Origin of the sequence: Nocardia albiluteola (genome assembly GCF_018860155.1) — a bacterium.
Classification (GTDB): Bacteria; Actinomycetota; Actinomycetes; order Mycobacteriales; family Mycobacteriaceae; genus Nocardia; species Nocardia albiluteola.
The window spans coordinates 193,532-218,614 of the sequence record NZ_JAHKNI010000015.1 but is presented as its reverse complement, the minus strand read 5'-3'; the positions used below and the strand labels follow the sequence as shown (position 1 = coordinate 218,614).

Genomic DNA, 25,083 nt, shown 5'->3' with positions numbered 1-25,083 from the left:
ACTACTGACTCCTGCGCGACCGGCCCTACCCCGGCAACCGGCCCTTCGGACAAGCCACAACCCGGACCTACCGCCATCCACCCCTAACCCCGACCTGCAACCCACGTCTTGACACGAGAGGGGAGCCATGTCAGTGCGTTCGGCCCGACCCCGGCCTGGCCGGTTCCCTCAGCGCGCTATGCGGCTACTTATGGTGCGGTCAGCCGCCTCGATCGCGAGGTGGCCGTTGTGGTCGTGAATCTCGAGGATTTCGCCCTGAGGGCCCTCAGTTCATCTGCACCGAGCGGATGGAGTTGCCCATGACTATGCGGTCGATCGTGGTGGTGGCACTGCCGGGGTCGCTCGCGGCGCCGACTGTGACCAGCAGGGGCACATAGTGGTCGGCGGTCGGGTGGGCCACCGCGGCGCCGGGCGCCTTGCGCCGGTAGTCGGTGAGGGCATCGACATCGCCGCGCCCGAGTGCGTCGACAGCCCACTCATCGAAGGCTTTGGTGTAGGCGGCAAGTTCCGGGCGGCGGAAGACCTCGAAGCTGTGGGTCATGAAGCCCGAGCCGATGACCAGAATGCCTTCGTCGCGCAGGGATCGCAGATGTGCCCCGAACTCGAGTAACGCCGCGGGATCGAGGCTGGGCATCGACAGCTGGACGACCGGAACGTCGGCTGCGGGATACATGGCCATGAGGGGGATGAACGCGCCATGGTCGAGACCTCGGTCCGGGTGCTGATGCACCGTGGTCGCCGGGCTGAGCGTGGACTCGAGCCGATGGGCGAGGTCGGTCGAATCCGGGGTCGCGTAGGGCAGGGTCTTGTAGCGGGGGTGGAATCCGCTGAAGTCGTAGTAGAGCGGGGTGCCCGCCGCCGTGCCCGAGATCGCGGCCGGTGCGTCCTCCCAGTGCGCTGAGATGATCACTATGGCTTTCGGTTTGGGCATGGACTGCGCCCACACGAACAGGTCGTCGAGCCACTGCGGGTCGTCGAGAGTGAAGGGCGCTCCGTGGCTGATGAACAGGCTCGGCAGCGCCCCATCAGCAGGGACCCAGAGCCGGTGTTCGTGGCTCTGAGGCAGGACCCGCGCGAGGTGATCGTCGTAGGCCCCGGCCGGGATGCGAGCGGTGGGCAGCGTAGTCATGGTGTGTGGTTCCTTACCGGACGGGGCGGGGGCGGCCCGGGTGGCCTGATAACCAGGTCACCCGGGACTCGTTGCGGGAGTTCACCTGTGGCCGACGGCTGGACCCGGAGCGGCGAGTCGTCGCAGACGGCGGTGCTCAGCCGAAGATCGGGGTCTCGGTGGTGTAGAGGAAGCGAGTCTGGGAGCGGTCGATGAACTTCTCCTCGTCCGCGGCGATGGTCGTGGTGTAGGTGTCGGAGGTGAACCAGCGGGCGGCGTCGCCGATGTCGTCGACCCACACCTCGGCGACACCGTCGTAGACGGCCGTGTTGACGCCGGGGATCTCGTCGTTGGTGGGCAAAAGCTGTACGTAGCGCCGGACTGGGACCTCTCCACCGGGCACGCTCGCGATCAGCGGGGTGTGCTTCTGCGTCCAGTAATCCACGAACTCTTCGTGGGTGAGGTCTGCCCGCCGGGTCAGAAAGATGCTGAGCTTGATCACTAGGACTCCTCGAGATCGAATTTGACTTGCCTGGGCAACTCATAAGGTAGACCGATTCACTTGCCCAGGCAACTGATACTTGTTGCCTGGGCAAGTAGTGTGGGCCGTATGGACGAACCGACGCCGTGGCTCGACGCCGAGCAGCAGGAACTCTGGCAGGACCTTCTCACCGTCGTGATCGCGCTGCCTGCGGCCCTGGACCGTCAGTTGCAGCGTGACGCGGGCATCTCGAACTTCGAGTACAGCGTGCTTGCCCGGTTGTCGATGGCGGATCAGGTCACCATGCGGCTCAGTGAGCTGGCCCGAGGCTGTGACAGCACTCTCCCGCGACTGTCGAAGCTGATGGACCGCTTCGAGGCACGGAAGTGGATCGTTCGTCGAATCGACCCGAGCGACGGCCGCTACACCCTGGCCACACTGACCGGCGATGGTCGGCAGAAGGTGGTCGACAGCGCGCCGGGACATGTCGCGCACGTGCGCCGACTCGTGTTCGACCCGCTGACTACTGTGCAGCGCCGACACCTCGGCACGGCACTTTCCAGCATCGCTGAGACCGTGCGGCGGGAGACCGCCGGTGGTCCCACCGGGTGAGTCCGCTCACCGCCCGCACACCGCGCGGCCTTTGCTTCACGACGCGCGATGTGATTGCCTGCGCCTCACAACGCCTCCTGGAGACCGCCGGCCTCACAGCCCGCGGCACATCCTGTAATCGGCAGTGCGCGCTCCAGCACGGAAACGGTTCGGATAACTACCCGAACGCAACAAAACCGCAGGCCATTGACCTGCGGTATTGCCAATCTGTGGTCCTAACGCTAAGCGAACCGAGGGTGCGTTTCCTAGTCATCGACTCGACGGTAGTGGTCAACAGAGACCGAGGGCCACCTGCGGCTTCGCCTCCCGGTCATCCCACCTGATGTTCGCAGCAGGCTGCGAGCACGATCCGTGCCCGCAGCACTCACTCTTCGATCCTGCGCCGAGAACCGGCGGGTGATCGCTTCCAATACCGACCGCTGCGCAGCGGTCAGAACGACAGCTTACGGGCTGCGCGGCGGCACAACGATATTCCCTTGTCTCTCAACACGGTTGTTTCGGCGAGTGGCTGCGACGGTGGGCGTGGACAACCAGGAGTGGGTCAACCGGACGTCGGGCGGAGTCCGCGGCAGATTACGTCGATGACCCGGTCCGGGCCGGGACCGTCGTAAGCCAGGCAACCGGCCATCAGGGCCTTGACGTCGGCGAAAGTGACAACGGGATCGACCGCGCCTGCGTGTTGCGCTTCGGACAATAGTCTGCGCAGCCGGTCGGAGACATTGCAGTCGGCAGACGATGCCGCGGCTTCGATGTCGAATCCACTGCCCGCCAGAGCCTCCGCCAAACCTCGATGAGCGGCGCCTTCGTGAGCCAGCCTGGTGAGGAGTGCGAAAAACGCAGTCCCGGGGTCATTCTCGGCAGCCTGAGCATCTGCGTAGTCGCTGAGCTGACGCATACGCTCGACCAAGACCGCGGCGTAGAGCGACTCTTTGGTGGGGAAGTGCCGGCTTACCGTGCCGGTACCAACGCCCGCGCGCCGGGCTATCTCGTGTACCGGCACCGACAGTCCCTCCACGGCAAAGGCTTCCGCTGCGCTGCGTAGCACTTGTTCGCGGTTGCGCTGGGCGTCAGACCGCATCGGCCGAGACGCTCGGGTCACGGCAACTCCTCTCGAGCCGAACATTGACAAACGGGATGTGCATCCCGGATAGTTCTGACCGGGATGGTCGTCCCGATTATTCCGCACCTTGCCGGAGGATGCCATGTCTCTGCTGCTACGAGCCTCGGCGCTCTACTCGGGTGCAGTCGGCTCGCTGGCGCTGCTGATCCCGCGCACAGCGGCGGCAGGATTGAAGCCCGACCCCAGCCCCTTCGATGTCTTCACCACTCGCACCATTGGGGCCACCCTGGTCGGCTTCGCGGTCGCGAACTGGTCGAGCACGCCCCGTTCAGGCATCCTGCTGGCCAACCTCGTCATGAACGCGGTGCTGGGCGGGGTGGACGCCGCCGCCATCGCCGACGGCACGATCGGCCGGGAGGCCTGGCGTGGCGTCGCGGTCCACGGTGTCCTGGTAACAGCTTTCGGCTGGGCGCTCCTGGGGCACCGCCGCCCTCGCCGGCCCCGGACTGCGTCGTAGACCGCCACGGTGTCTCTGCCGCTGAAGAACTTTCGTCACAGCCAACCGTCGGACATCGTAAGCATCGAACAGGAGAGAACCATGGCCACTCGTTGGTCCGAACGCGAAGTCCCTGACCAGGACGGTCGTACTGCTGTCATCACCGGAGCGAATTCGGGTTTGGGCTTCGAGACGGCACGGATACTCGCGCGCCGCAACATGGTGGTTGTCCTGGCCTGCCGCGACATCGGCAAGGCCGACGAAGCCAGGGATCGGATCCTTGCCGAAGCCCCGACAGCGTCGGTGCGCACGCTGGGATTGGATCTATGCTCGCAGGCATCGGTCCGCCGGGCCGCCGTCCGGATCATGCGGGACCATGCCAGGGTGGATCTGCTGATCAACAATGCCGGGGCGGTGATCCGCCGCCGTGAAGTCACCGAGGATGGGTTCGAAAAAACCTTGGCTACAAATCATCTCGGCGCGTTCGCATTTACCGGACAGATCATGGAACGACTGCTGAACACTCCGGGCTCGCGGGTGGTTACGGTCAGTAGTGTCGGCCACAAACGCGGCGTGATGAATTTCGACGACCTGCACTTCGCCCACGGATACCGCTTCAATCACGCCTACTTCCAGTCCAAACTGGCCAACCTGCTGTTCACCTATGAACTCCAGCGCCGACTCGCTGCGGTCGGAGCGCCGACGATAGCCGTGGCCGCTCATCCCGGCAATGCCCGCACCGCCTTCGGCGCAGACCAGCTCCCGATCCGGATCTTCACCAGCCCCCGGCTGCGACTGCTCACCTGGTGGATGTTGCAGGATTCGACAACGGCCGCACTATCCATCGTCCGCGCCGCCGTGGATCCCGCCGCGACCGGCGGTCAGTACTACGGACCCGACGGCCGCAACGAATGGACCGGACATCCCGTTCAGGTCCAATCCATCCCGCAGTCCCATGACGCCAACGCCCAACAACGACTGTGGGAGCTGTCCGAGCAGATGACTGGCGTCAGTTACCCGCTCGGTGACCGCCCGACCGCGCCAGGCGCCCACCACGCAACCGCGATGTAGGGATCGACCGCACCCGTCGCAGTATGGAAATCTGAACCACCCGACCGCCGAAGGGCCGACGCTCCGGATCAAGCCGGTAGGCCCGCGCAAGGTGACACCGAAGGCATGAGCTGCGGTTTTGGCGGTTCACTGGTTATCGGCACTCCTCGCGGTTGACGACCCACGTGGTGGTCGATCCGTCCACAGCGGATGATCACCGCAGTCGCCGGTATGGTGCTTGCGGCGGCAGTGGAGATGAGGCGTGATGACGAAGGAAGAAGGCTTCGATCGTCGGATCGAACCGTTCCGGACGGAGCTGCTGGCGTACTGCTACCGAATGTTGGGCTCGGCGCACGACGCAGAGGACCTGGTCCAGGACACGTATCTGAGGGCGTGGCGGGCGCGGGAGCAGTACGACGATACGCGCAGCTCACTGCGTACCTGGCTCTACCGGATCGCGACCAACGCCTGCCTGACCGCTCTGCAGACTCGCGGCGGCCGACCACTGCCATCGGGACTGGTGTCCGCGACCGATCCGCTCGGGCCGCTCGTCCGGGGAGAGCACGCCGCCTGGCTGCAGCCCTTACCGGATTCGTTGCTGGACACCGGCGACCCGGCCGGGACCGTGATCGATCACAGCAGCCTGCGCTTGGCATTCGCCTCCGCCCTACAGCACCTGTCGGCACGCCAGCGCGGTGCGCTGATCCTGCGTGAGGTACTCAGCTTCTCCGCGGCCGAGACGGCGGAAATCCTCGGTACCACCGTCGTATCGGTGAACAGCTCCCTGCAGCGGGCACGCGCCCGCCTGAAGGGCATCGGGGTCGGGCTGGAACGGGTCGGCGAGCCGTCCACGGCCGAGCAGCGCGCCTGGGTCGAGCGCTACATGACGGCGTTCGCGCACGCCGACGTCGAAGGCCTCAAGCGTCTGCTCACCGAGGACGTCATCATGGAGATGCCGCCGATGCTCAACTGGTTCTCCGGCCGCAGCAACTACGGCCTGTTCATGGAATGGGTCTTCGAGGCGGCCGGGAAGGACTGGCTTCTCGAGCAGGTCGCCGCCAACGGCGGCCAACCCGGATTCGCCGCCTATCAGCGCGTCGATGGCCGGTACGAACTGCACACGCTCCAGATCTTCACAGTCACCGCCGAGGGCATCAGCCGGAATTCGGTGTTCCAGGATCCCGAGATTTTCGCGGCTTTCGGCCTGGCGGCCCGACTCGACGCTCAGACCCGAGATTTTCTTTCCAGCGGGCGCGATGAGTTCAGGCGCCGCCGCCGGTATGTACTCCCGAGGTCGCCGGAACACTCCAGGCGAGCCGATCAACAAGGGAGACTCCGATGTCGAACCATCGTGCCGCAGACGAGGCCGCAATCCAGACCGTGCTGGCTGATTCCTACAAGGCATGGGAGGCGGGCGACGCCGACGCCATGGTCGCCAACTACACCGCGGACGCGACCGCCATCATGACCGGCTCGCTCCGCGACAGCCGTGAGGTGATCCGCCAGAACATGGCACTGGCCTTCGAAGGGCCGCTCGCGGGCAGCTCGACCTACAACAAGCAGCTCAGCATCCGCTTCGTCGGCAAGGATGCCGCGATCGTCATCAGCGAATCCGCCATCCTGTTCGCCGGCGAGACCGAAGTTCCCGCCGACGAGCGCAAAGTGAACGCGACCTGGGTGTTCGAGAAGCGCGACAGCCAGTGGCTGATCGCCGCCTATCACAACAGCCCGGTACTAGCGCCTGCCCAGTGAGCCGCGGCGTGAACTAGCCACCTCAGCAGGTAACCCCGCGCCTCCGCCTCGGAATCACACCAGGTCACTTCCAGCAACGGAGAATCCGTCGTCGCGGTCTCCGTGATCGCATGAGGCAGTGTAAGAGGCACTGCCACCTCCTTAACTAACTGACCGATAAGTTAGTTTTAGCGGCAGTGCGGTGTCGCGTCAAGAACTGCTCACGGAGCTCCGCCGCTAGGGTGGCCAGCATCCAGTTCTCGATATCGGTCCGGGTCACCGCCTCGTCCAAGGCCACACGCTGCACGGCGAGACCGTCGAGCATCGCCGTCAGCCGCCAAGCCGCGCCGCGCGGATCGGCGGTGCGGAACTCGCCGGCCGCGACGCCCTGGGCGATCCGTGACCATCGCGCGCCAACTGCCGTCCAGGGCTCGCATCACCGCGCGCAGGCCAGGATTGCGCAGTGACGCCGTCCACCACTCGATCCACAGTCGCCAGTTGGGTGCCGATCCGGTCGGGCCATACTCGCGCAGCGCGATGTACAGACGCTCGGTTGTGGTGTCGGAGTCCGTGCGTAACAGCAGATCGAGCCTGGCCAGATCCCGCTCGGTCGAATACCGAAAGGCACTGACGATCAGGTTGTCCAGCGACTCGAAGTGATAGAAGATCAGCGCCGTGCTGACGCCAAGTTGCTTGGCGAGATCGGCCGCACGCACCCGCTGACTCCCATTTCCCCGATCAGCTCGACGGTCGCCCGCAGCATCTCCTCGCGGCGACGCTCGGCGTCCTTCTTGACACGTGCCACAGCGGACAACCTACCTCCGCGGGGTTGAGACACCGTTTTGCCGCCGAAGGGTTGACATCCGGTGTGATGCACCGCACCCTGTTACCCGCGACACTGTCTGATCAATCAGTTAGTAGAGTGCCGTGATATCTTTCCGCATCAGTTCGAGAAGGGGCCTCATGCCCATGACAACCAGCATCGACAGCATCGACTTCCTGTCCGAGACCAAGACGAAGCTCAAACTCGGATTGCGGCGCTTCGACGCATTCTTCCTGCTCATCTGCTCGCTGGTGGGACTGGACACAATCGGATCCCTTGCCGCGTCCGGGCCGCAGGCATTTACCTGGCTCTTGGTTCTGGCCCTTCTGTTCTTCGTGCCCTACGGTCTGATCGTCGCGGAACTGAGCGCGACCTTCCCGGTCGAGGGCGGGCAGTACATGTGGTGCCGCCTGGCCTTCGGCCGCCTCGTTGCCGGCATCACTCAGCTGGTCTACTGGTTGTCCAATCCGGTCTGGGTCGGTGGGACGCTGTGCGTCGTCGCGATCGAGACCTTCTCGAAATTCGTCCACCCCCTGTCCGGCGCCTGGACCTACCTGGTCGGCTTGGCGTTCATCTGGGCGGGCGTGCTGTCCACGTCGGTGGCGGTACGAGTCGGCCGCTGGGTTCCGCTGGTGGGAGCGTGGGCCCGCATGATCCTGCTCGGATTCTTCTTCGTCTCCACACTGGTCTACGGTTTCCGGCGCGGCGTGCAGCACATCGTCTGGCACGGATTCTCACCGACCTATGCCGGTTTCGTCGCGCTGATTCCGGTCATCGTCTTCACCTTCGTCGGATTCGAACTGTCGAGTTCAGCGGCCGAGGAGATGGATCAGCCGCAGCGAACCATTCCGCTCGCGGTTCTGCGATCCGGAGTCATGTCCTTTCTGATGGTGGCGCTGCCAGTCGCCGGCATCCTGCTCGTACTGCCCGCCAAACAGGTCACCAACCTCTCAGGATTCATCGACGCATGCAAAGCGGTGTTCACCGTCTACGGCGGTGAGATCAACGCCGACGGCACGGTACACCTGAGCGGTCTGGGCGCCGTGGTCGGAGTGATCGCCGCGCTCGGCCTCATCGTCGGCCTGTTCACCAGCGGGGTGTCCTGGGCGCTGGGCGAAAGCCGCTCCCAGGCCATCGCGTGCGCGGACGGCGCGGGCCCGCGGTTCTTCGGTGTCCTGTCGGACAGGTTCGGCACACCCGTTCGAGTCAATGTGCTGTCGGGAGTGCTCGCCACGGTGATCATGGTCGCCGCGCTCAACATCACCCACGGCGACGCCGGCAAGTATTTCAGCGCCGGGCTCAATCTCGCGATCTCGATGACGATGGTCGCGTACATGGTGCAGTTCCCCGCAGCGGCAGTGCTACGGCGCAAGTACCCACAGGCCGCGCGCCCCTTCTCGGTGCCCGGGGGCCGGCTCGGAATGAACGCGGCAGCGGTGCTGACGACCGCCATCGTCGTCTACACAATGGTCCAGCTGGTGTGGCCCGGACTGGGTGCGGGGTGGTTCGGGAACGGCGCAGCCGACGACTTGCTGCCCTCGGCCTTTACCGGTGAGCGCGGAACCTACGAGATCACGCAACTGGTGCCATTGGCAGCCTTCTTGCTGGTGGGCCTTATCTTCGTAGCCATCGGACGCAAGCAGGTCCCGCTCAGCTCTACCTCCCTGGAACTGGAGACCATCGAGCCCGCGCACTCGGCGATATCGTAGGGCCGCACTACCGCTACCCGGTCCGAGCAGGCGGTCCCGGGGCAACGAGTCCGCGCCACCGCGGTATCGGTGCCCCGGGATCGCCTACCGGCAGGTGGTGCCGACGATCGCCGCGGCACTGCTGCGCAAGTGCCCGCTGGACAATGTCTCGTTCATTGCCGGCCTGTGTGCGGGTGTTTTCGTGGTCATCCCTTTCACCTTCTCGCCGATCCGCGGGCCACACATCAACACCGATATCAGCGGCCTGATCGTGAACATCGCAGTGATCGCCGTGGTCGAACTCATTGTGCGGGCACGACGCTCGGCGACGGTCCCAGCGGGGCCGGCCGAGGACACAGCCCCGGCGGCTGCGAGCGCATGAGAGATCACGAAAATCGAAGTACCCGTGCGTGATCGCCACGCACAGGCACCGAGTCGCCATCGCACACCTGCCGCCCCCGCGCCGTGCGATGGCGGTTCGGCGCAGACACCGGGGTGCAGTAGCTTGAGCGGTGTGACAAGGCAGCCAAAGCATCGGAAAGAGACCGAGGATCGTCGCAACGAGATCCTCTCGATCACGCTCGACCTGGTCACCCAGAACGGGATCGACCGCCTGCGCGCCGCCGACATCGCCGAGGCGCTCGGCGTGAGCACCGCGCTGATCTTCTACCACTTCAAGACCCTCGAGAACGTCGTTGTCAGCGCGTTCGAGCTGGCCGCCGAGAACGACCTGGCCAATCTCGACGCGGTGCTCGCGCAGACCGACGGCAGCGTCGAGGACCGGCTGCGGGCGGTGCTGAACGAGTACGGCCCAACCGGCCGGGCGGTGGGCTGGCGGCTGTGGATCGAGACGTGGTCCGCCTGCCTGCGGCTGCCCGCGCTGCGCGATGTCACCCATCGGCTGGACATGCGCTGGCGCGAGGTGGTTACCGACCTGATCCGCGAGGGCGTCGACAACGGCGAGTTCCGCACCGACGACCCACAGGGCGCGACATGGCGGCTGACCGCGATGCTCGACGGCCTCGCCGTCCAACTGGTCGCCCTCGACGGCGCCGTCTCCACCACCGACGTGGCCAGCTGGGTGGATCGCGCGATCCGCACCGAACTGGGCCTCTGACGACCCGGCAGACACTCCGCCTCGAAGACCCCGATCGCTGAGGACAACCTGGCGGGAGAGGGAATTTCGGCGGTGGCTATTGACTTGGCTCCGGCCGCTCTCCCATACTGACTGAGCAATCAGTTAGTAGCTGAGAGAGAGCGCAGGAACACCATGTCCTTGACCCTTCCGAACGCGATCGGTTCCGCCGACTCCACCCGCGCCGACGACCCGTTCTTCGAGGCAATCTGGCGCGACACCGAGACCGACGCGACGGGCTACCTGGTCATCGATCGCCTCGTCCGCGGCATCTCCAGCGGCGGTCTGCGGATGCGGGCCGGCTGCACTCTCAACGAGGTGCGCGGCCTGGCTCGGGGGATGACACTCAAGGAGGCCATCCACTTCGAGGGCGGCGCGCAGTACGTCCCGCTCGGAGGCGCCAAGGGCGGCATCGACTTCGACCCGTACCACCCCGACGCCGACAGCGTGCTGCGCCGCTACCTCGCGGCCATGGCGCCGCTGATCGAGCAGCGCTGGACCATGGGCGAAGACTTCGGTGTCCGCCAGGACGCCGTCGACGCGGCGCTCGCCGACCTCGGCCTGCAGAGCTCGGTGCAGGCGGCGCATCGTGTCATCGACGACACCGCGGCCGCGGCGGCCCGGATGAAGACCGCGTTCGGCACCGATGTCGACGGGGTCCAGCTGGACGAGCTGGTCGGCGGCTACGGCGTTGCCGAGGCCGCCCTCGCCGCGATGGAGCGCCAGGGCATGGACCCGAAGCAGACCCGCGCCCTCGTGCAGGGCTTCGGCTCGATGGGCGGCGCCACCGCGCGCTACCTCGCCAAGGCGGGCGTGCGCATCGTCGGCATCGCCGATGTGCACGGCGTGGTCGCCAACCCGGAGGGCCTCGACGTGGAGAAGCTGCTGCTGACCCGCGATGCGACCGGCGGGGTGGACCGCGCACAACTCGCGCCCGGTGACAGCGAGCTGCCGTCGTCGGAGTGGCTCGCCGTCGAGGCCGAGGTGCTGATCCCAGCCGCCACCTCGTACTGCATAGACAACACCAACCAGGCCCAGGTGCAGGCCCGCCTCGTCGTCGAGGCCGCGAACATGCCGATTACCCCGAGCGCCGAGGCGGCGCTCGTCGAACGCGGCGTCGTCGTCTCCCCCGACTTCCTCGCCAACTCGGCGACCAATGCCTGGTGGTGGTGGGTGCTCTTCGGCGACATCGACGGCAGCGCCGCGCAATCCTTCGACAAGATCAGCACCCGCATGCGCGCGCTGAGCACGCAGATGTTCGACCTCGCCGACAAGCACCGCATCAGCACCCGCGAGGCCGCGTTCACGCTGGCCTCGGAAAAGCTCACCGAGCTCACCGCGCAGTTCCCGACCTACTGACGCCGACTGCTCCGCCCCGATCCACGCCCAGGAGATCCACACCCATGGCACCCACCCCCGCCCCGACGACCGACTCCGACCTGAGGGTCTTCTGCGACCCCGCCTCGGTAGCGGTCGTCGGATCCACCGCCGACCCCGCGAAGTGGGGCTACTGGCTGGCCAAGGGCGCACTGAGCGGTCGCCACCGTCGGCAGGTGTACCTCGTCAACCGGTCCCGCGCGGAAATCCTGGGCGAGGCCAGCCACGCTGACCTGGGCGAGCTGCCCACCGTTCCCGAACTCGTGGCGCTGTGTGTGCCAGGGCCGCATGTCAGCACGGTGGTAGACCAGGCGCTCGCACTGGGTGTCCGCGGCTTCCTGGGGATCACCTCAGGTGTCCCGGACGAGCCCGGGATCGCGAAGCGGATCCGCGCGGCAGGGGCACGCCTGGTCGGGATGAACAGCCTGGGTCTCTACGACGCCGCGCACGAGCTGTGCCTGGCCTGGGGGCAGTTCACGGCGGGTCCGATCGCAGTGGTCTCGCAAAGCGGCCAGGTGGGATCGGAGATCGCGCTGCTCGCCGCCCGTAGCGGACTCGGTGTCTCCCGCTTCGTCTCGATCGGGAACCAAACGGATGTGCGCGCGGCCGAGTTGCTCGGTGAGCTCGCCGCCGACGAGGCCACCCGGGTCGTCGCGCTATACCTCGAGTCGTTCGCGGGTGGCGCCGAGATCGTCGAGGCGCTCACGCTGCTGCGGCGGGCCGGCAAGCACACGATCGTGCTCACCGTCGGCGGCAGCGAGGCCAGCACCCGGCTGGCCCGCTCGCACACGGGCTCGCTCACCTCCAGCACCGACGTCGTCGACGCCGCACTACGAGTGGCGGGCGCGGTCCGGGTCGGCACCCCCGCTGAGCTCGTCGACCTGGCTCGGCTGCTGCTGGCGAGCCCGCTACCGGGCGGACGCCGGGTGGCCATCGTCGGCGACAGTGGCGGCCAGACCGGCATCGCCGCGGACGTGACATCGGCGGCCGGACTGCGGGTCCCTGAATTCTCGACCGGCCTGGAATCGGCTCTGGCCGGGCAACTCCCGACCGGCGCGGCATGCAGCAACCCGGTCGACCTGGCCGGCGCGGGCGAGCAGGACCTGGCCTCCTACTCCGACATCGTCGCGCGACTGCTGAACTCCGACGAGGTGGACGCCGTCGTGCTCACCGGGTACTTCGGCACCTACGGCGCCGATACCCCGTCGCTCGCCGAGCGCGAGCTCGAGATCCTGCGCCGGATGGGCGCGGCCTCCGCGGCAGCTGGCAAGCCGCTGCTGGTGCACGCCATGGTCGAGGGCAACGCCGCCCTCGACGAGTTGCGCGCCAAGTCCATCCCGGCCTACCCGGCGATCGATACCGCGGTCCGTGCCCTCGCGAACGCCGCCCGGCTGGCCGCGTCCGGGCGGGAACAGCGACGTCCCGCGCGCCGCACCGACCCGATCGAGGTCGGCTACCTGGGCGCGCAGAAGCTCCTGCGCGACACCGGAATCCGGTTCCCCAGCTGTGTTTCGGTACGTGGTCGCGAGGATCTCGGGGTCGTCGCCGAGCGGCTTGCTGCACCGTACGTGCTCAAGGCGGCCTGGCTCGAGCACAAGAGCGAGATCGGTGGCGTGATGGTGGGCATCGCCGACACCGAGGCGCTAGCCGCCGCGTTCGACATCATGCATGCCGCGCTGGGCGACGGCGACTACGTCGTCGAGGAGCTCGACACCCGCCCGAATACGGTGGAGATCCTGCTCGGCGCCCGTCGCGACCCCGACCTGGGCGCGGTGATCGTGGTCGGCGCCGGCGGCACCGAGGCCGAGGTGTACCGCGACGTCGCCGTCGAAGCCGCGCCCGTCGATCCGGACACCGCCCGCACGATGCTCGAACGCCTCACCTGCTTTCCGCTGCTGCGCGGCTGGCGCGGCAAGCCGGCGGTGGACATCGACGCCCTGGCCGCCGCGGTCGCCGCCGTGTCCGAGCTCGCCGCCGCGCACCCGGACATCGCCGAGATCGAGATCAACCCGCTGCGCGTCAGCCCCGACGGGGTTCTCGCGGTCGACGCCCTCGTCATCGAACAGCACCCCTGACCACACCTCCCCTAGCAAGGAACGATTCATGACCGCACCTGACATCAGAGCCGAATTCGCCGACCGCGTCGCGGTGGTCACCGGCGGCGGATCCGGCATCGGCCGGGCCGTCGCGGTGCGCTGGGCCGCAGCCGGCGGCACGGTCGCCGTCATGGGACGCCGCGAGGACGCGCTCAACGAGACCGTCACACTGGCCGAACAGGCCGGCGGCGCGGGCATCGTGCTGCCGTGCGACGTGCGCGATGCCGCCGCCGTCGACGCAGCCATCGACTCGCTGGTCGAGCGCACCGGCCGCCTCGACGCCCTCGTCAACAACGCGGCGGGCAACTTCGTCGTCCCCGGCGAGAACCTGTCCCCGAACGGCTGGAAGGCCGTCATCGACATCGTCCTCAACGGCACCTTCCACTGCACCCGCGCCGCGTCCCGGCACATGCTCGAGGCCGGCTCCGGCTCGATCCTCAACGTGATCGCCACCTACGCCTGGCACGGGCACCCCGGCACCGTGCACAGCGCGGCCGCTAAGGCGGGCGTGGTCGCGATGACCCGCACCCTCGCCGTCGAGTGGGCGTCCCGCGGGGTCCGGCTGAACTGCATCGCCCCCGGCCCCACCGAGACCGAGGGCGCCGGCGCCGCGCTGTGGCCGACCGACGAGGCCCGGGCTCAGGTACTCGCCAGCGTGCCCGCCGGCCGCTTCACCACCCCGCAGGAGGTGTCCGAGTCCGCGGCGTACCTGCTCTCCGACCGCGCCGGTTACGTCACCGGCGAGGTCCTGGTCGTCGACGGCGGCCAGTGGCTCGGCAAGGCCATCTACACCGACCCCACAAAGGGGGCCTGAGCATGACCGGCACCGTCCGCACCGGCGGCCAGGCCCTCGTCGACGCCTTGGCGGCGCATGACGTCGCGGCCGTCTTCGGCATCCCCGGCACCCACAACCTGCCGATCTACGCGGCGCTGGCCGAGTCCGGGATCGAACACATCTCGACGCGCCACGAACAGGGCGCCGGCTACGCCGCCGACGGCTACGCGCGTGTCAGCGGCCGGCCCGGGGTGTGCATCACCACCACCGGTCCCGCCATCCTCAACGCGGCCGCCGCTGCGGCGCAGGCGTACTCGGACTCGGTGCCGGTACTGTTCATCGCGCCAGGCCTGCCGCTCGGTCACCCCAGCAACGGCAACGGCTACCTGCATGAGGTCAAAAGCCAGTTCCGCGCAATGGATTCCGTGGTCGCCCACGCCCAGCGCGTCACCAGCGTCGCCGAGATCCCGCTCGCGGTCGCGCAGTGCTTCGCCGCGATGGCTACCGGCCGCCCCCGGCCGGCATACCTCGAGATCCCGCTGGACCTGCTCGACGCCACCGCGGAGGTGAGCGCGGTCGCTCCCGTTCCCACCGCCGTCGTGGTCGCTGACGCGCGGTCGCTGACCGCGGCTCTCGAGCTGATCGCCGGCGCCGTCAGCCCGCTGCTGATCGCCGGTGGCGGCGCCGCGGGCGCGGCCACCGAACTGCGGGAGCTGGCCGAGATTCTCGGTGCGCCGGTACTCACCAGCGCCAACGGCAAGGGCGTGCTGTCCGAGGACCACCCGCTCTCGCTCGGCGCCGGACTGCAGCACCCGTCCGTGGCCGGAGTCGTCGCCGACAGCGATGTCGTCATCGCCGTGGGCACCGAACTCGCACCCTCGGACTGGTGGTGGGGCCCGATCGCCCAGGACACCACGCTGATCCGGATCGACATCGACCCGACGGCGGCGGCCACCAACGCCCGGCCCGCGGTCGCACTGGTCGGCGACGCGGCGCACACCCTCGCCGCGCTGTCGACGGGCCTGCCCGCAGCCGGCCGCGACGGCGGCGAGCGGGCGCGGCAGTGGCGCGCAAAGATCCGGCAGGATGCGCAGACCGAGGGCGCTCGCTACGTGCGGCTGTGCGCCGTGCTCGACGAGGTGCTCGACGAGAGCGCGGTGCTCGCCGCCGACAGCGCGATGGCTTGCTACTACGGCGCGCTGTCGAACCTACCGCTACACCGGCCCCGGTCGTTCCTCTATCCCACCGGCCTCGGCACGCTCGGCTACGGGCTGCCCGCCGCGATCGGCGCGAAGGTGGCCGAGCCGCAGCGGCAGGTGGTGGCGATGCTGGGCGACGGCGGGGTCATGTTCACCATCGCAGAACTGGCCGCCGCGGCCGAGGCCCGGCTGCCGATCCCGATCGTCGTCGTCGACAACGGCGGCTACGGCGAAATCCGCAACGAGATGGCCGACCGTGACGAGGCCGTGCACGCCGTCGACCTGGGCGCGCCCGACTTTCCCGCGCTCGCCCGGGCGCTGGGGTGCCACGGCGTCGCGGCCGAGTCCACCGAGCAGGTGGGCCCGGCGGTGGCCGCAGCCCTGACCGCGGACCGGCCGACCCTGATTCACGTACGAGAAGACGAGGTATCCCGATGACCACCTGGATGCGCGAGACCGTCCTCATCGACGGCATCTGGCAGCAACGGAAGCAGATCTCCACGGTGTACGACCCCGCCACCGAGGAGGTCGTCGGCAGCGCAGCCGTAGCGACGGTCGACGATGTCGACGCCGCCGTCCGCGCCGCGCGGGCGGCCGGGATCGAATGGGGCCGAACGGATGCCACGACGAGGGCCGATCTGCTCGACGCGATACACGCCCAGCTGCTCGCCGACCGCGCGCAGCTGGTCGCCGCCACTGTCGCCGAGGTCGGTGCCCCGGTCACCGTGGCCGAGGAGGCACACGTGGACCTCGCGATCGAGATCATCGCGTCGTTCGCGCGAATCTCCCGCGAGGAACCGCTGCACAGCGTCATCGGAAACTCGACGATCCTGCGCAGGCCCGCCGGAGTGATCGGCGCCATCACGCCGTGGAACTACCCGCTCTACCAGCTCGCCGCGAAGGTCGGGGCAGCACTGGCGGCCGGCTGCACCGCGGTGGTCAAGCCCGCCGAACTGACCCCCCTGTCGACCTACCTGTTCTGCGACGCCATGCTCGCCGCCGGGCTCCCGGCGGGCGTGGTCAACCTGGTGCCCGGTCCCGGCTCGCTGGTCGGCTCGGCCATCGTCGAGCACCCCGGCGTCGACGTCGTTTCCTTCACCGGGTCCACCCCGGTCGGCCGGCAGGTGGCCCGGGTGGCGGGCGAACAGCTCAAGCGCGCCTGCCTCGAGCTCGGCGGCAAGTCCGCCAGCGTCGTTCTCGACGACGCCGACCTGGAGGCCGCGGTCACCGGCTCGGTGGATGCCGCGATGCTCAACAGCGGCCAAACCTGCAGCGCCTGGACCCGGCTGATCGTGCCCCGGTCCCGGTACGCCGAAGCCGTCGACATCGCGGCCTCGCACGCCGACACCCTGATCGTGGGCGATCCCCGCGACCGGGCGACGCAACTCGGCCCGGTGATCTCCGGCCGGCAGCGCGCGTCGATCGTCGAGGCCGTCGAGGACGCCCTGCACCGCGGGGCCCGGCTGGCGGCCGGCGGCACCGCGACCATCGCCGAGCGCGGGCACTTCCTGCGTCCGACGGTGCTCGCCGATGTCGACCGCGGCGACCCGATCGCGCGGGAGGAGATCTTCGGCCCCGTCCTCGTGGTGCTCCCGCACGACGGCGACGAGGACGCGATCGCAGCCGCGAACGACAGCGAGTACGGGCTCGCGGGCGCCGTCTGGTCCGCCGATCGCGAGCGTTCCCTCGCCGTGGCCGGCCGGATGGACACCGGTCAGGTCGACATCAACGGTGCCGCCTTCAACCCGCTGGCCCCCTTCGGCGGCTGGAAGAAATCAGGGCTCGGACGCGAGCTCGGTCTGGTCGGCATAGAGGAGTTCACCGAGATCACCTCCGTCCAGCTGTGATCGCGCCCGCACCTGTCGCCCCCATCACCTGAACAACCCCCCAGGAAAGGCCCACCATGGCAACCAACCAGTTCGAAGCCTGGCCGCTGACCCACGAGCAGCGTGAGATCGTGAAGCTTTGCCGCGATTTCGCCGAGAAGGAGATACGGCCCCGCGGTCGCGAGGTCGACGAGGCCGACGTGGTGACCCCCGTCGACATCTTCCAGAAGGCCGCCCAGGTCGGCATCACCGACTTCATGATCGCCGAGGAGTTCGGCGGCGGCGGCATGACCGACGTGTTCACCCAGTGCCTCGTGCAGGAGGAGCTGTGCTGGGGCGACCCTGGGATCGGGAACCTGGTGTGTTCCAACGGCTTCTTCTCCGACCCGCTGATGGCACTCGGCACCGCCGAGCAGAAGGAGAAGTGGCTGCGGCCGCTCACGGGCACCACCCCGCTGATGACCGCGCTGGCCACCACCGAGCCCGGCTCCGGCTCCGACGCTGCCTCGATCATCACCACCGCCACCCGCGTGGCCGGTGGCTACAAGATCAACGGCCAGAAGGCGTGGATCTCCAACGCCGGCGCCGCGGACCAGTATGTTGTCTTCGCCAAGACCGACCGCAACGAGCGGTCCAAGGGCGTGACCGCCTTCCTGCTCACCAAGGACACTCCCGGCTTCACCTGGGGCGAGCCGATGAAGAAGATGGGCCAGCGTGCGATCGTGTGCCGCGAGTTGTTCTTCGACGACGTGTTCGTGCCGGAGGAGAACCGGCTCGGCGACGAGGGGCAGGGCTTCTACGGCCTGATGGAGACGTTCGACATCTCCCGCGCGGTGCTCGGCGCCGCCGCGGTCGGTGCCGCCCGCGCAGCTTACGAGTACGCGCTCGAGTACGCCCGCACCCGCAAGCAGTTCGGCAAGCCGATCATCGAGCACCAGGCCGTCGCGTTCCGCCTGGCGGACATGGCGACCCGGATCGAGGTGTCCCGGCTGATGGTGCTCAACACCGCCCGCGCGATCGATGCCGGCGTCAACGCCACCGGGATGGCCGCGATGGCCAAGCTGACTGCGTCCGAGACCGCGATGTTCGTCACCCACGCGGCCGTGCAGACTCTCGGCGGCTGGGGCTACTCGCGGGAATACCCGGTGGAGCAGTGGATGCGCGACGTCAAGCTGGAGGAGATCGAGGAGGGCACCTCGGACATCATGCGCTTGGTCATATCCCGGAACCTGGGATGACCCGAGACCCAGGCGCCGGCCGGCTGGCGCGTTCGGGAGAAGCTCGTCGCGCCGGCGCCTGGGTGGGCGGGGTCGCCTCCGCGGTGGCCTACGGCCTATCCCCGACCATCACGGCGGTGGCCTACGCCCACGGGGTGTCGCTGTTGGTGCAGGCGACCCTCTCCGGGGGTGTCAGCGGCGTGCTCATCCTCGGGTTCGCCGCCGCCACTGGCCGGCTCCGAGAGCTCCCGCTGCCAGCCGTGCTCGGTCTGACGCTGCTGTGCGGCCCCATCTTCGGCCTGCAGATGCTCGCGTACCAGGCCGCCATCACGGCGACCGGCGCCCAGGTGGCGGTGGTACTGGTCCACATCTATCCGGTGTTCGTGCTGCTGCTCGTGTGGCTGTTATACAGGCAGCGCATCGGCATTCCCGTCGCGATCCTCGGCGGCGCGATGATGGCCGGCATCGCCCTGGTGGCAGGGTCCGGCTCGAGCGCGTTCAGCGCCGCGGGCGCGGCGATGGCCGTGCTCAGCGCCGCCGGCTACGCCCTGTACCTGGCGCTCGGGGAACGGTGGGTCCGCCAGGTCGGCGCGGTCGCCGCGTCCGGGCTGGTCACCGTCGGCACCACCGTCTCGATCATGACTCTCGCCCTGGCTACCGACCAGGATTTCGCACTGACGGCCGACGGCTGGCGGTCCGTCGTCCTGCAGGGACTCGTGGTCATCCCGATCGGCATCAGCGGCGCCTTCTACGCGGTGCGCCGCCTCGGCTCCGTCCGGATGAGCCTGATCGGTCTGCTCGAACCGATCGTCGGCGTGGTCGTGGCCGCATGCGTCCTCTCCGAGCAGCTCGAGCCCATCCAATGGGTCGGCGTCACGGTGATCCTCGCTGCCTGCGGGCTGCTGCCGTGGGCCACCCGACCAAAACCGTCCCGCCCTCGGGATCGATGTAGTGCCGCTGCGCGATCGTCCGCACGATCGAGCCTGTGAACAATGCCGACTCGTGTGGTCGAGTAGCCCAGGGAATCACCCCCCGGGTCCTCACAGAACCGTGCTCAACAATCTCTCGTTACACGGCTCTTACCATTCAGTCGGCAGGTAACTGCGGGTCCATTCCCAGTGGGCGAACGTCCTCGGGCAGTGCTCGTTCATGGCATGCCACCATGCACGACGCTTCTTGAATCCACGCAACCGTTTGTATTTCCTTCTGACCCAACGCATCAGATAGGTGTTGATGCGCCTGCACAAGACATAGAGCTTGCTGCGGTAGAAGGCACGGGTTCCGGCGGGCGTGGGCGGCGCTGCGGTTCGACGAGGGCCACGGGGTGAACCTGAAGAATGGTGCATCGGCTGTGGCGTGAGGAGGGCCTGCAGGTGCGCGAACACTCGCCACGCAAGCAGGCCCGGTGCCTCGTCGGTGCCGCCGGTCGATGCTGATGCGCCGAAAGTAGTGTGGGCGTTGGACTTCCAGTTCGACTCCACTGTCGACGGGCGGGCGGTGAAGATCACGTCGATGATCGAGACGACCACAACCAGCGGCATCGACATTCGGCGCCGCGCCTTCGGCTGCCCCTGGATCAGCGCGCACTCATCGACTCACCCGCAGAATCCGAAAAACTGGCCTGACCTGTGATTTCTGTGGTCCTAACGCTAATCAACCCGAACCACCCCACGGCCGAAGGGCCTCCGCTGCGCATCAAGCCGGTAGGCACGCGGCAGGTGACATCCAAGGCATGACCTGCGGGTACGGTGAATCGTCGGCGATCGACACGCGTCACGCGCCAAATGGTGGGCGGCTGGACACCCGCGATGTCCTGCTCCCGCCGCAACCCACGGAACCTGCTCGATATGCGGCTAATATAGGGCGTTTCTCGATGCTTGCCTAAGTTGGGTCGGCGACGTCGGCGGTCAGGGCGCGCGGTCCGGGAGCGGATTTCGAGGTGGCGGAACGTATTCGGTGACTTCGAGCGTCGGTCCTCGGAGGAACTTGCGGAATCGGACGTCGCGCACACGCGTGCTGGGGGATGATCCTCAAGTGGCGCTGGGGTACCGGGTCAGTGGCTTCGGTCCGAAGCTCATAGCTGTGTTCATCGTTCCCGTGGCCGCCCGCCGATGCCGCCGGAGGCTCGACGCGCATGCCGTGCGCGTCCTCGGCGGGAACGGCGGTCCACGAACAGAGGGACATCATCATGTCTGTCGAAAGGCTCGCCCGCCAGATCAGCCGACGACGGCTCAGAACCAGCGCAGGACCGGTCCTACCTGCCACCGGGCATGACCCCACCCACCGTCGAAGACATCGACGCGGGACAGCAGGCACGGGCCGAAATTGCTCAATTGCGCGGCGATCCGGAGGTTTCGGTGCAAACGCGGTGGTGGGGATTCCGGATCATCCTCAACCACGAGGCCACCAATTTGTCGGCCGAGATATACCCGCGGATCGGCACCATCGTGGGCCAGTTCCTGTCGTCCCCGATCGGGACTCTGGTCAGCGCCTATTGCAAGGCCCACAGTGTGATCATGAAACAGGTCGATCGCGGCCAGGGGGTGAGGCTGACCTCGCCGTGGATCTGTATCGCCGCGCTGGTCCCGACGCCGTACAACCCGCCGCCGGTCAGTGACACCAGTCTGTGGTGGACGGTGTTCGAGGAGGACGAGGGCTGGAGCGAGGACGAGAAGTTCCCGGCGCATGCCAGCGAATCCAACCCGGCGCTGGCCACTTTCGGCGGGCAACTATATTGCGTGCATCGCGGCGGTGGCTCCGACGCCGGCTTGTGGCAGACCGTCTACGATCCCGACACGGGCTGGTCCGGGGATGCCCGTCTCGAGCAGCACGCCAGCCAGTACGGCCCTGCACTGGCCGTGTTCGGCGACCAGCTGCACTGCGTCCACAAAGGCAACGGCGACGAAAACCTCTGGCATGCACGGAAAACAAGCCCGACCAGCTCCTGGGGACAGGATGTGCGGTTCCCCCAGCACACCACCGGTGTGGGTCCGGCGCTGGCGGTTTTCAACGGCAAGTTGTATTGCGTGCACCGCGGAGTGGGCTCGGACGCCAGGTTGTGGTGGACCCGCCTGGACAGCAACACCTCGCAATGGATCAATGACGCGGAGATCCCTCGGGTGGCGACCGACAGCACCCCGGCGCTCGCGGTGTTCGGCAACAACCTGTACTGCGTGCACAAGGGCAACGGCAGCGATAAAAGCCTGTGGTACACCACCTTCGACGGCACCACGTGGAGCCCGGACGTCAAGTTTCCTGGCCACTACACCTCCGCCGGTCCGGCGCTGGCAGTGTTCAAGAACAAGCTGTACTGCGTGCACCGCGGAAACAACGACCGAAGCCTGTGGTGGACCCGCCTGGACACCCCCACCGGTAGCGCCTGGACCCCCGACAGAGAACTCACCAAGCACGCCAGCGACACCACACCGGCACTGATCGTCTACCGCGACAAGAACAGCACCAAAGACCAACTGATGTGCGTGCACCGCGGCGGCATCTTCTGACTACCGCCCGAGGATAGTGTCATCGAGGGTAGGCGACCCATCCATCCCTGATCGCAGAAATCGAATGGTGCGATAGCGGGGTCCAGCCGAGATATCGCACCTCGGCCCGACCAGGACATCTGCGGCACCACGCGTCTCTCTCCGCGGTGCCCGGCGGGAGATGCTTCGTGACTGACGACGGGCACCCGCCGAACGCGCTATTCGGCACGAGCGCTCACTCGTTCCAGGTACAGCAAGCGCACGAGTGCAGCGTGTACGGCCTGACCGACCGACCCCCGACGACGCAGCCCAGGTGTCGTTTGCCACCGTTGTGGGACCACCTTGTTGCCAGTGGTGGGACCACCAACTGCAGGTGATCCACTGAGAGAACAAGTTCCAGATCCGCTATACGGACCGATCATGGCTACGGCGACCGAACGTCCGGAAATGCCGAATGCCGTGCGATGACCGCCACGCCCGCTCTGCTCGGCGATGTCGGTCCGGCTGTGACGGGTTTGGGATCCGTGCTTGGTTCAAGGTCGTTACGGTTGGGTCATGTCGACGCTGCTGACTGAGATCCGGGACCGTGTGGAGGTTGCCGAATTCTTGCGATGGCCTGGGGATTTCGATCTCGACAGGGCGGACCACGTTGAGGATGTGCACCTGGCCTCGGGTGCTCGGTTGGAAGGGGTCGCCGGGGACGGTAGCGGGGGAACGTATTTCTTCTGCGGCGATGGCGGTGATGAGCGTCCGATCCTGTACGCCGACTCGGAGGGGCGGGCCGGGCTCGTTGCGGTGGGCTTACGTGAGTTATTGCAGCTGTTGCTCGTGGTGCCTTGGTGGCGCGACTGTCGGTCGTTCACCGTGGAGGAGAGCCGCGAATTGGCGGAAGAGTTTCTGGAGGATATCCCTTCCATACCGGACGAGCGTGACCGGGCTGCAGCGGCATTGAGGCTTTCGCTGCCGACCGAATCTGAAGTGCTGGAACGGCTCCGAGAGCGCACAGCCCAGGCGGGGCAGGACTATATGCTGATCTTCACGGCAGAAGGAACAGCCTACGAGCCACTGTTCGATGTCTGAGTGCGACTAGTTTCGTGGGACCATCAGTTCTGCGAGACAGTACTCAATTCCCGATTGCGGCGCTCCTCATCTCGGGACTCCATCCATCGGAGGTCGACTCGGGCGCCGTTCTCATCAGTGACGTAGACAGGTCGTAGCAAGCCGACATCCGCTCTTGCCGCATATCGGCCGTACGGGAACGCGGTGTCCGCCAATCAACAGCGCGATAACCCGTTCTACTTCCGTACTGCTGTTGGTGGTCCCACGACTGGCAACAAGGTGGTCCCACAACGGTGGCAACCGACACCCAGCATCCGTCCGCGCTGGCTGTGCCACCGCCGACTTCCGCCATCGACAACGAGCGACGACAGCCACGAGCCCATCCAGAAGCTTGTGCACGACATGCCTCGGATGTGCGCGCTGAAGCACGGAAGCGGTTCGGGTTACTACACATATGCAACAAAGCCGCAGGATGTTGACCTGCGGCTTTGCCGATCTGTGGAGCTAAGGGGACTCGAACCCCTGACCCCACAAAGAGGTTCATGAGACTCATCGGTCTGGCGAGGTATCGACGTTCGGCACCGCCACCGACGGTCATCTCCGCGACGATCGGGCGTGGCCGGACCAACCGGTCACGAGCCCAACGAATCATGTTCGGCGACAACGGAAGTGCAGCGCAAGGCGATTACTCCCGTCAGGGCCGAACTGCACGGCTTCCCCACCGGGCGACCCCGGAGGACCCCCGCATCGGATACTCGACCTCCATGACCGGTCCTCGGAACGTCAAATCACCCGGCGGCAAAGCAGGATCCCTGGCCATTGAGCTCGAACGAGTGTTTCGCACTAATGGGGCCGGCCAACTGTTTGCCACTCAGGCGGTGGCGGTGTGAAAGACTGGCCACCCGATTTCGGTGCGCCAGGCCGTTTCGTCGCGGGTGTCTTGGGGGCCGACGAGGAAGTATTCGCGAATGGGCTCATCGACGGGGATTGCGTGTTGGGCGACGTGGGTGGCCAGGGCGCCGTAGGCCAGGTCGAAGTCGTGATACGAGCCGGCGTGCACAACGGTGACCAGTTCGGCGGCGGGCACCACGAGTTCGATGAGGCGTCCGGTGCGTCGGATGTCGCCGGCGAACGGGACGAAAACCGTCGCCCGTCCTCGTTCATTGGCAACTAGCTCGTCGGCGAAGATGCCCCCCGCCGTTCCGCGGATGCGCGCGCCTTCAGCGGTCACTGTGGCGTACAGCTCCGCCAACGCTCCCTGGACCCACGTCAGCGCATCACTGAAGTTGACGACCTCGCTGATCGCGACGGTGTCGGTCGCTTCGACTCTGCGGTAGCCGATCCGGCCTTCCAAGGCAGCAGGTCCGGGTTCGAGCAGTTCACGCAGCGACTCAACGGCGCGTTTGGTGTGCGCGAGTTGGGATTCCAGTCGCATGAGGTGCGCGTTGATCAGTTCGTTGCGGTGACGAATGTCGGTGGTGCTCATCATGGTGCGGATCTCGTCGAGCGGCATTTCTAGAGCGCGGAAGCGGCGAATGATCTGTGCTGTGGAGATCTGGTCGGTGCTGTAGCGGCGGTAGCCGGTGGCGCGATCGACGTCGACGGGCTCGAGCAGCCCGATCTGGTGGTAGTGGCGCAGCATCTTCACGCTCAGCTGCGTCGCACGGGAGAAGTCCCCGATGGCCAGCAGCGTGGGTGAACTCATGGCTTCAGTGTGCACTCTCCCGCTGGGGGAGACTCACGCCCCGAACGAGCCTTGACTCGCCCACGGTGTGAGCGCGCACGGTGGGATCACCGGCTGCACCACCGCGCCGGCCACGAATTGGGAGACAAGAGTATGGAAGAGATCGACCTGACGACGAACTACT

Annotated in this window: 24 protein-coding genes; 17 read left to right on the top strand and 7 right to left on the bottom strand. The window is 67.2% G+C overall.

The annotated features are described in order from the left end of the window. Positions 1–265: 265 nt before the first annotated feature. Positions 266–1,129, bottom strand: a complete 864-nt coding sequence (locus tag KO481_RS34850; RefSeq protein WP_215922756.1) for a DODA-type extradiol aromatic ring-opening family dioxygenase — start codon at positions 1,127–1,129, stop codon at positions 266–268. 136 nt (positions 1,130–1,265) lie between these two features. Beyond that, positions 1,266–1,610, bottom strand: coding sequence for an EthD domain-containing protein (locus KO481_RS34845; RefSeq protein WP_215922755.1), 345 nt, complete (start codon positions 1,608–1,610; stop codon positions 1,266–1,268). 108 nt (positions 1,611–1,718) lie between these two features. Between KO481_RS34845 and KO481_RS34840 the strand changes: the two genes are divergently transcribed. Then, the gene (locus KO481_RS34840) at positions 1,719–2,201 is read left to right on the top strand and encodes a MarR family winged helix-turn-helix transcriptional regulator (protein ID WP_215922754.1); all 483 of its coding nucleotides are present in this window, start codon (positions 1,719–1,721) and stop codon (positions 2,199–2,201) included. 541 nt (positions 2,202–2,742) lie between these two features. On the opposite strand, the gene KO481_RS34835 is transcribed toward KO481_RS34840, so the two are convergent. After that, positions 2,743–3,279 carry a TetR/AcrR family transcriptional regulator gene (locus KO481_RS34835; protein WP_245401930.1) on the bottom strand — a complete coding sequence of 179 codons (537 nt, stop codon included), beginning with the start codon at positions 3,277–3,279 and terminating at the stop codon, positions 2,743–2,745. A gap of 124 nt (positions 3,280–3,403) precedes the next feature. On the opposite strand from KO481_RS34835, the gene KO481_RS34830 reads away from it, so the two are divergent. The 4 genes from KO481_RS34830 to KO481_RS34815 all read left to right on the top strand — a co-directional run bounded on the left by KO481_RS34830 (position 3,404) and on the right by KO481_RS34815 (position 6,559). Further along, positions 3,404–3,778: a hypothetical protein gene (locus tag KO481_RS34830; protein WP_215922752.1), complete on the top strand. Its 375-nt coding sequence runs from the start codon at positions 3,404–3,406 to the stop codon at positions 3,776–3,778. An 81-nt stretch (positions 3,779–3,859) separates the two neighbouring features. Further along, on the top strand, positions 3,860–4,828 hold the full coding sequence (locus KO481_RS34825) for an oxidoreductase (RefSeq protein ID WP_215922751.1): 969 nt from the start codon (positions 3,860–3,862) through the stop codon (positions 4,826–4,828). Positions 4,829–5,072: 244 nt separating this feature from the next. Beyond that, the gene (locus KO481_RS34820; RefSeq protein ID WP_215922750.1) at positions 5,073–6,275 is read left to right on the top strand and encodes an RNA polymerase subunit sigma-70; all 1,203 of its coding nucleotides are present in this window, start codon (positions 5,073–5,075) and stop codon (positions 6,273–6,275) included. After that, a complete protein-coding gene (locus KO481_RS34815; RefSeq protein WP_308166889.1) occupies positions 6,188–6,559 on the top strand; it encodes an SgcJ/EcaC family oxidoreductase in 372 nt (123 codons plus the stop codon). The genes KO481_RS34820 and KO481_RS34815 overlap by 88 nt, the downstream gene beginning before the upstream one ends. Positions 6,560–6,704: 145 nt before the next feature. Here KO481_RS34815 and KO481_RS43620 read toward each other — a convergent pair whose 3' ends face one another. Then, positions 6,705–6,935 (bottom strand): TetR family transcriptional regulator C-terminal domain-containing protein, encoded by a 231-nt coding sequence (locus KO481_RS43620; RefSeq protein ID WP_308166892.1) that lies wholly within the window; start codon positions 6,933–6,935, stop codon positions 6,705–6,707. Positions 6,936–7,205: 270 nt separating this feature from the next. Further along, the gene (locus KO481_RS43615) at positions 7,206–7,343 is read right to left on the bottom strand and encodes a hypothetical protein (protein WP_245401929.1); all 138 of its coding nucleotides are present in this window, start codon (positions 7,341–7,343) and stop codon (positions 7,206–7,208) included. A 164-nt stretch (positions 7,344–7,507) separates the two neighbouring features. Between KO481_RS43615 and KO481_RS34805 the strand changes: the two genes are divergently transcribed. The 10 genes from KO481_RS34805 (at position 7,508) to KO481_RS34760 (ending at position 19,663) form a co-directional block, all read left to right on the top strand. Further along, positions 7,508–9,070, top strand: a complete 1,563-nt coding sequence (locus KO481_RS34805) for an APC family permease (protein WP_215922749.1) — start codon at positions 7,508–7,510, stop codon at positions 9,068–9,070. Between the two features lie 97 nt (positions 9,071–9,167). After that, positions 9,168–9,431 carry a hypothetical protein gene (locus KO481_RS34800; protein ID WP_215922748.1) on the top strand — a complete coding sequence of 88 codons (264 nt, stop codon included), beginning with the start codon at positions 9,168–9,170 and terminating at the stop codon, positions 9,429–9,431. A 132-nt stretch (positions 9,432–9,563) separates the two neighbouring features. Then, positions 9,564–10,166: a TetR/AcrR family transcriptional regulator gene (locus KO481_RS34795; RefSeq protein ID WP_215922747.1), complete on the top strand. Its 603-nt coding sequence runs from the start codon at positions 9,564–9,566 to the stop codon at positions 10,164–10,166. Positions 10,167–10,319: 153 nt separating this feature from the next. Next, positions 10,320–11,543, top strand: coding sequence for a Glu/Leu/Phe/Val dehydrogenase dimerization domain-containing protein (locus KO481_RS34790; RefSeq protein ID WP_215922746.1), 1,224 nt, complete (start codon positions 10,320–10,322; stop codon positions 11,541–11,543). Between the two features lie 44 nt (positions 11,544–11,587). Further along, positions 11,588–13,636, top strand: a complete 2,049-nt coding sequence (locus KO481_RS34785; protein WP_215922745.1) for an acetate--CoA ligase family protein — start codon at positions 11,588–11,590, stop codon at positions 13,634–13,636. Positions 13,637–13,664: 28 nt separating this feature from the next. After that, positions 13,665–14,471 carry an SDR family oxidoreductase gene (locus tag KO481_RS34780; RefSeq protein WP_215922744.1) on the top strand — a complete coding sequence of 269 codons (807 nt, stop codon included), beginning with the start codon at positions 13,665–13,667 and terminating at the stop codon, positions 14,469–14,471. 2 nt (positions 14,472–14,473) lie between these two features. Continuing rightward, positions 14,474–16,069, top strand: coding sequence for a thiamine pyrophosphate-binding protein (locus tag KO481_RS34775; RefSeq protein ID WP_215922743.1), 1,596 nt, complete (start codon positions 14,474–14,476; stop codon positions 16,067–16,069). Beyond that, positions 16,066–17,478 carry an aldehyde dehydrogenase family protein gene (locus tag KO481_RS34770; RefSeq protein WP_215922742.1) on the top strand — a complete coding sequence of 471 codons (1,413 nt, stop codon included), beginning with the start codon at positions 16,066–16,068 and terminating at the stop codon, positions 17,476–17,478. Before KO481_RS34775 ends, KO481_RS34770 begins: the two co-directional genes overlap by 4 nt. A 56-nt stretch (positions 17,479–17,534) precedes the next feature. Further along, positions 17,535–18,695: an acyl-CoA dehydrogenase family protein gene (locus tag KO481_RS34765; protein WP_215922741.1), complete on the top strand. Its 1,161-nt coding sequence runs from the start codon at positions 17,535–17,537 to the stop codon at positions 18,693–18,695. After that, positions 18,692–19,663 carry a DMT family transporter gene (locus tag KO481_RS34760; protein ID WP_215922740.1) on the top strand — a complete coding sequence of 324 codons (972 nt, stop codon included), beginning with the start codon at positions 18,692–18,694 and terminating at the stop codon, positions 19,661–19,663. Before KO481_RS34765 ends, KO481_RS34760 begins: the two co-directional genes overlap by 4 nt. Positions 19,664–19,753: 90 nt before the next feature. Here the strand turns inward: KO481_RS34760 and KO481_RS34755 are convergent, their stop codons facing one another. Beyond that, positions 19,754–20,221 (bottom strand): hypothetical protein, encoded by a 468-nt coding sequence (locus KO481_RS34755; RefSeq protein WP_215922739.1) that lies wholly within the window; start codon positions 20,219–20,221, stop codon positions 19,754–19,756. A 723-nt stretch (positions 20,222–20,944) separates the two neighbouring features. Between KO481_RS34755 and KO481_RS34750 the strand changes: the two genes are divergently transcribed. Together KO481_RS34750 and KO481_RS34745 are read left to right on the top strand one after the other, a co-directional pair. Continuing rightward, positions 20,945–22,177, top strand: a complete 1,233-nt coding sequence (locus KO481_RS34750) for a DUF8189 domain-containing protein (protein WP_215922738.1) — start codon at positions 20,945–20,947, stop codon at positions 22,175–22,177. Positions 22,178–22,711: 534 nt separating this feature from the next. Beyond that, a complete protein-coding gene (locus KO481_RS34745) occupies positions 22,712–23,236 on the top strand; it encodes a hypothetical protein (RefSeq protein WP_215922737.1) in 525 nt (174 codons plus the stop codon). An 850-nt stretch (positions 23,237–24,086) separates the two neighbouring features. Here KO481_RS34745 and KO481_RS34740 read toward each other — a convergent pair. Next, on the bottom strand, positions 24,087–24,920 hold the full coding sequence (locus KO481_RS34740; protein WP_215922736.1) for a MerR family transcriptional regulator: 834 nt from the start codon (positions 24,918–24,920) through the stop codon (positions 24,087–24,089). Between the last annotated feature and the right edge of the window lie 163 nt (positions 24,921–25,083).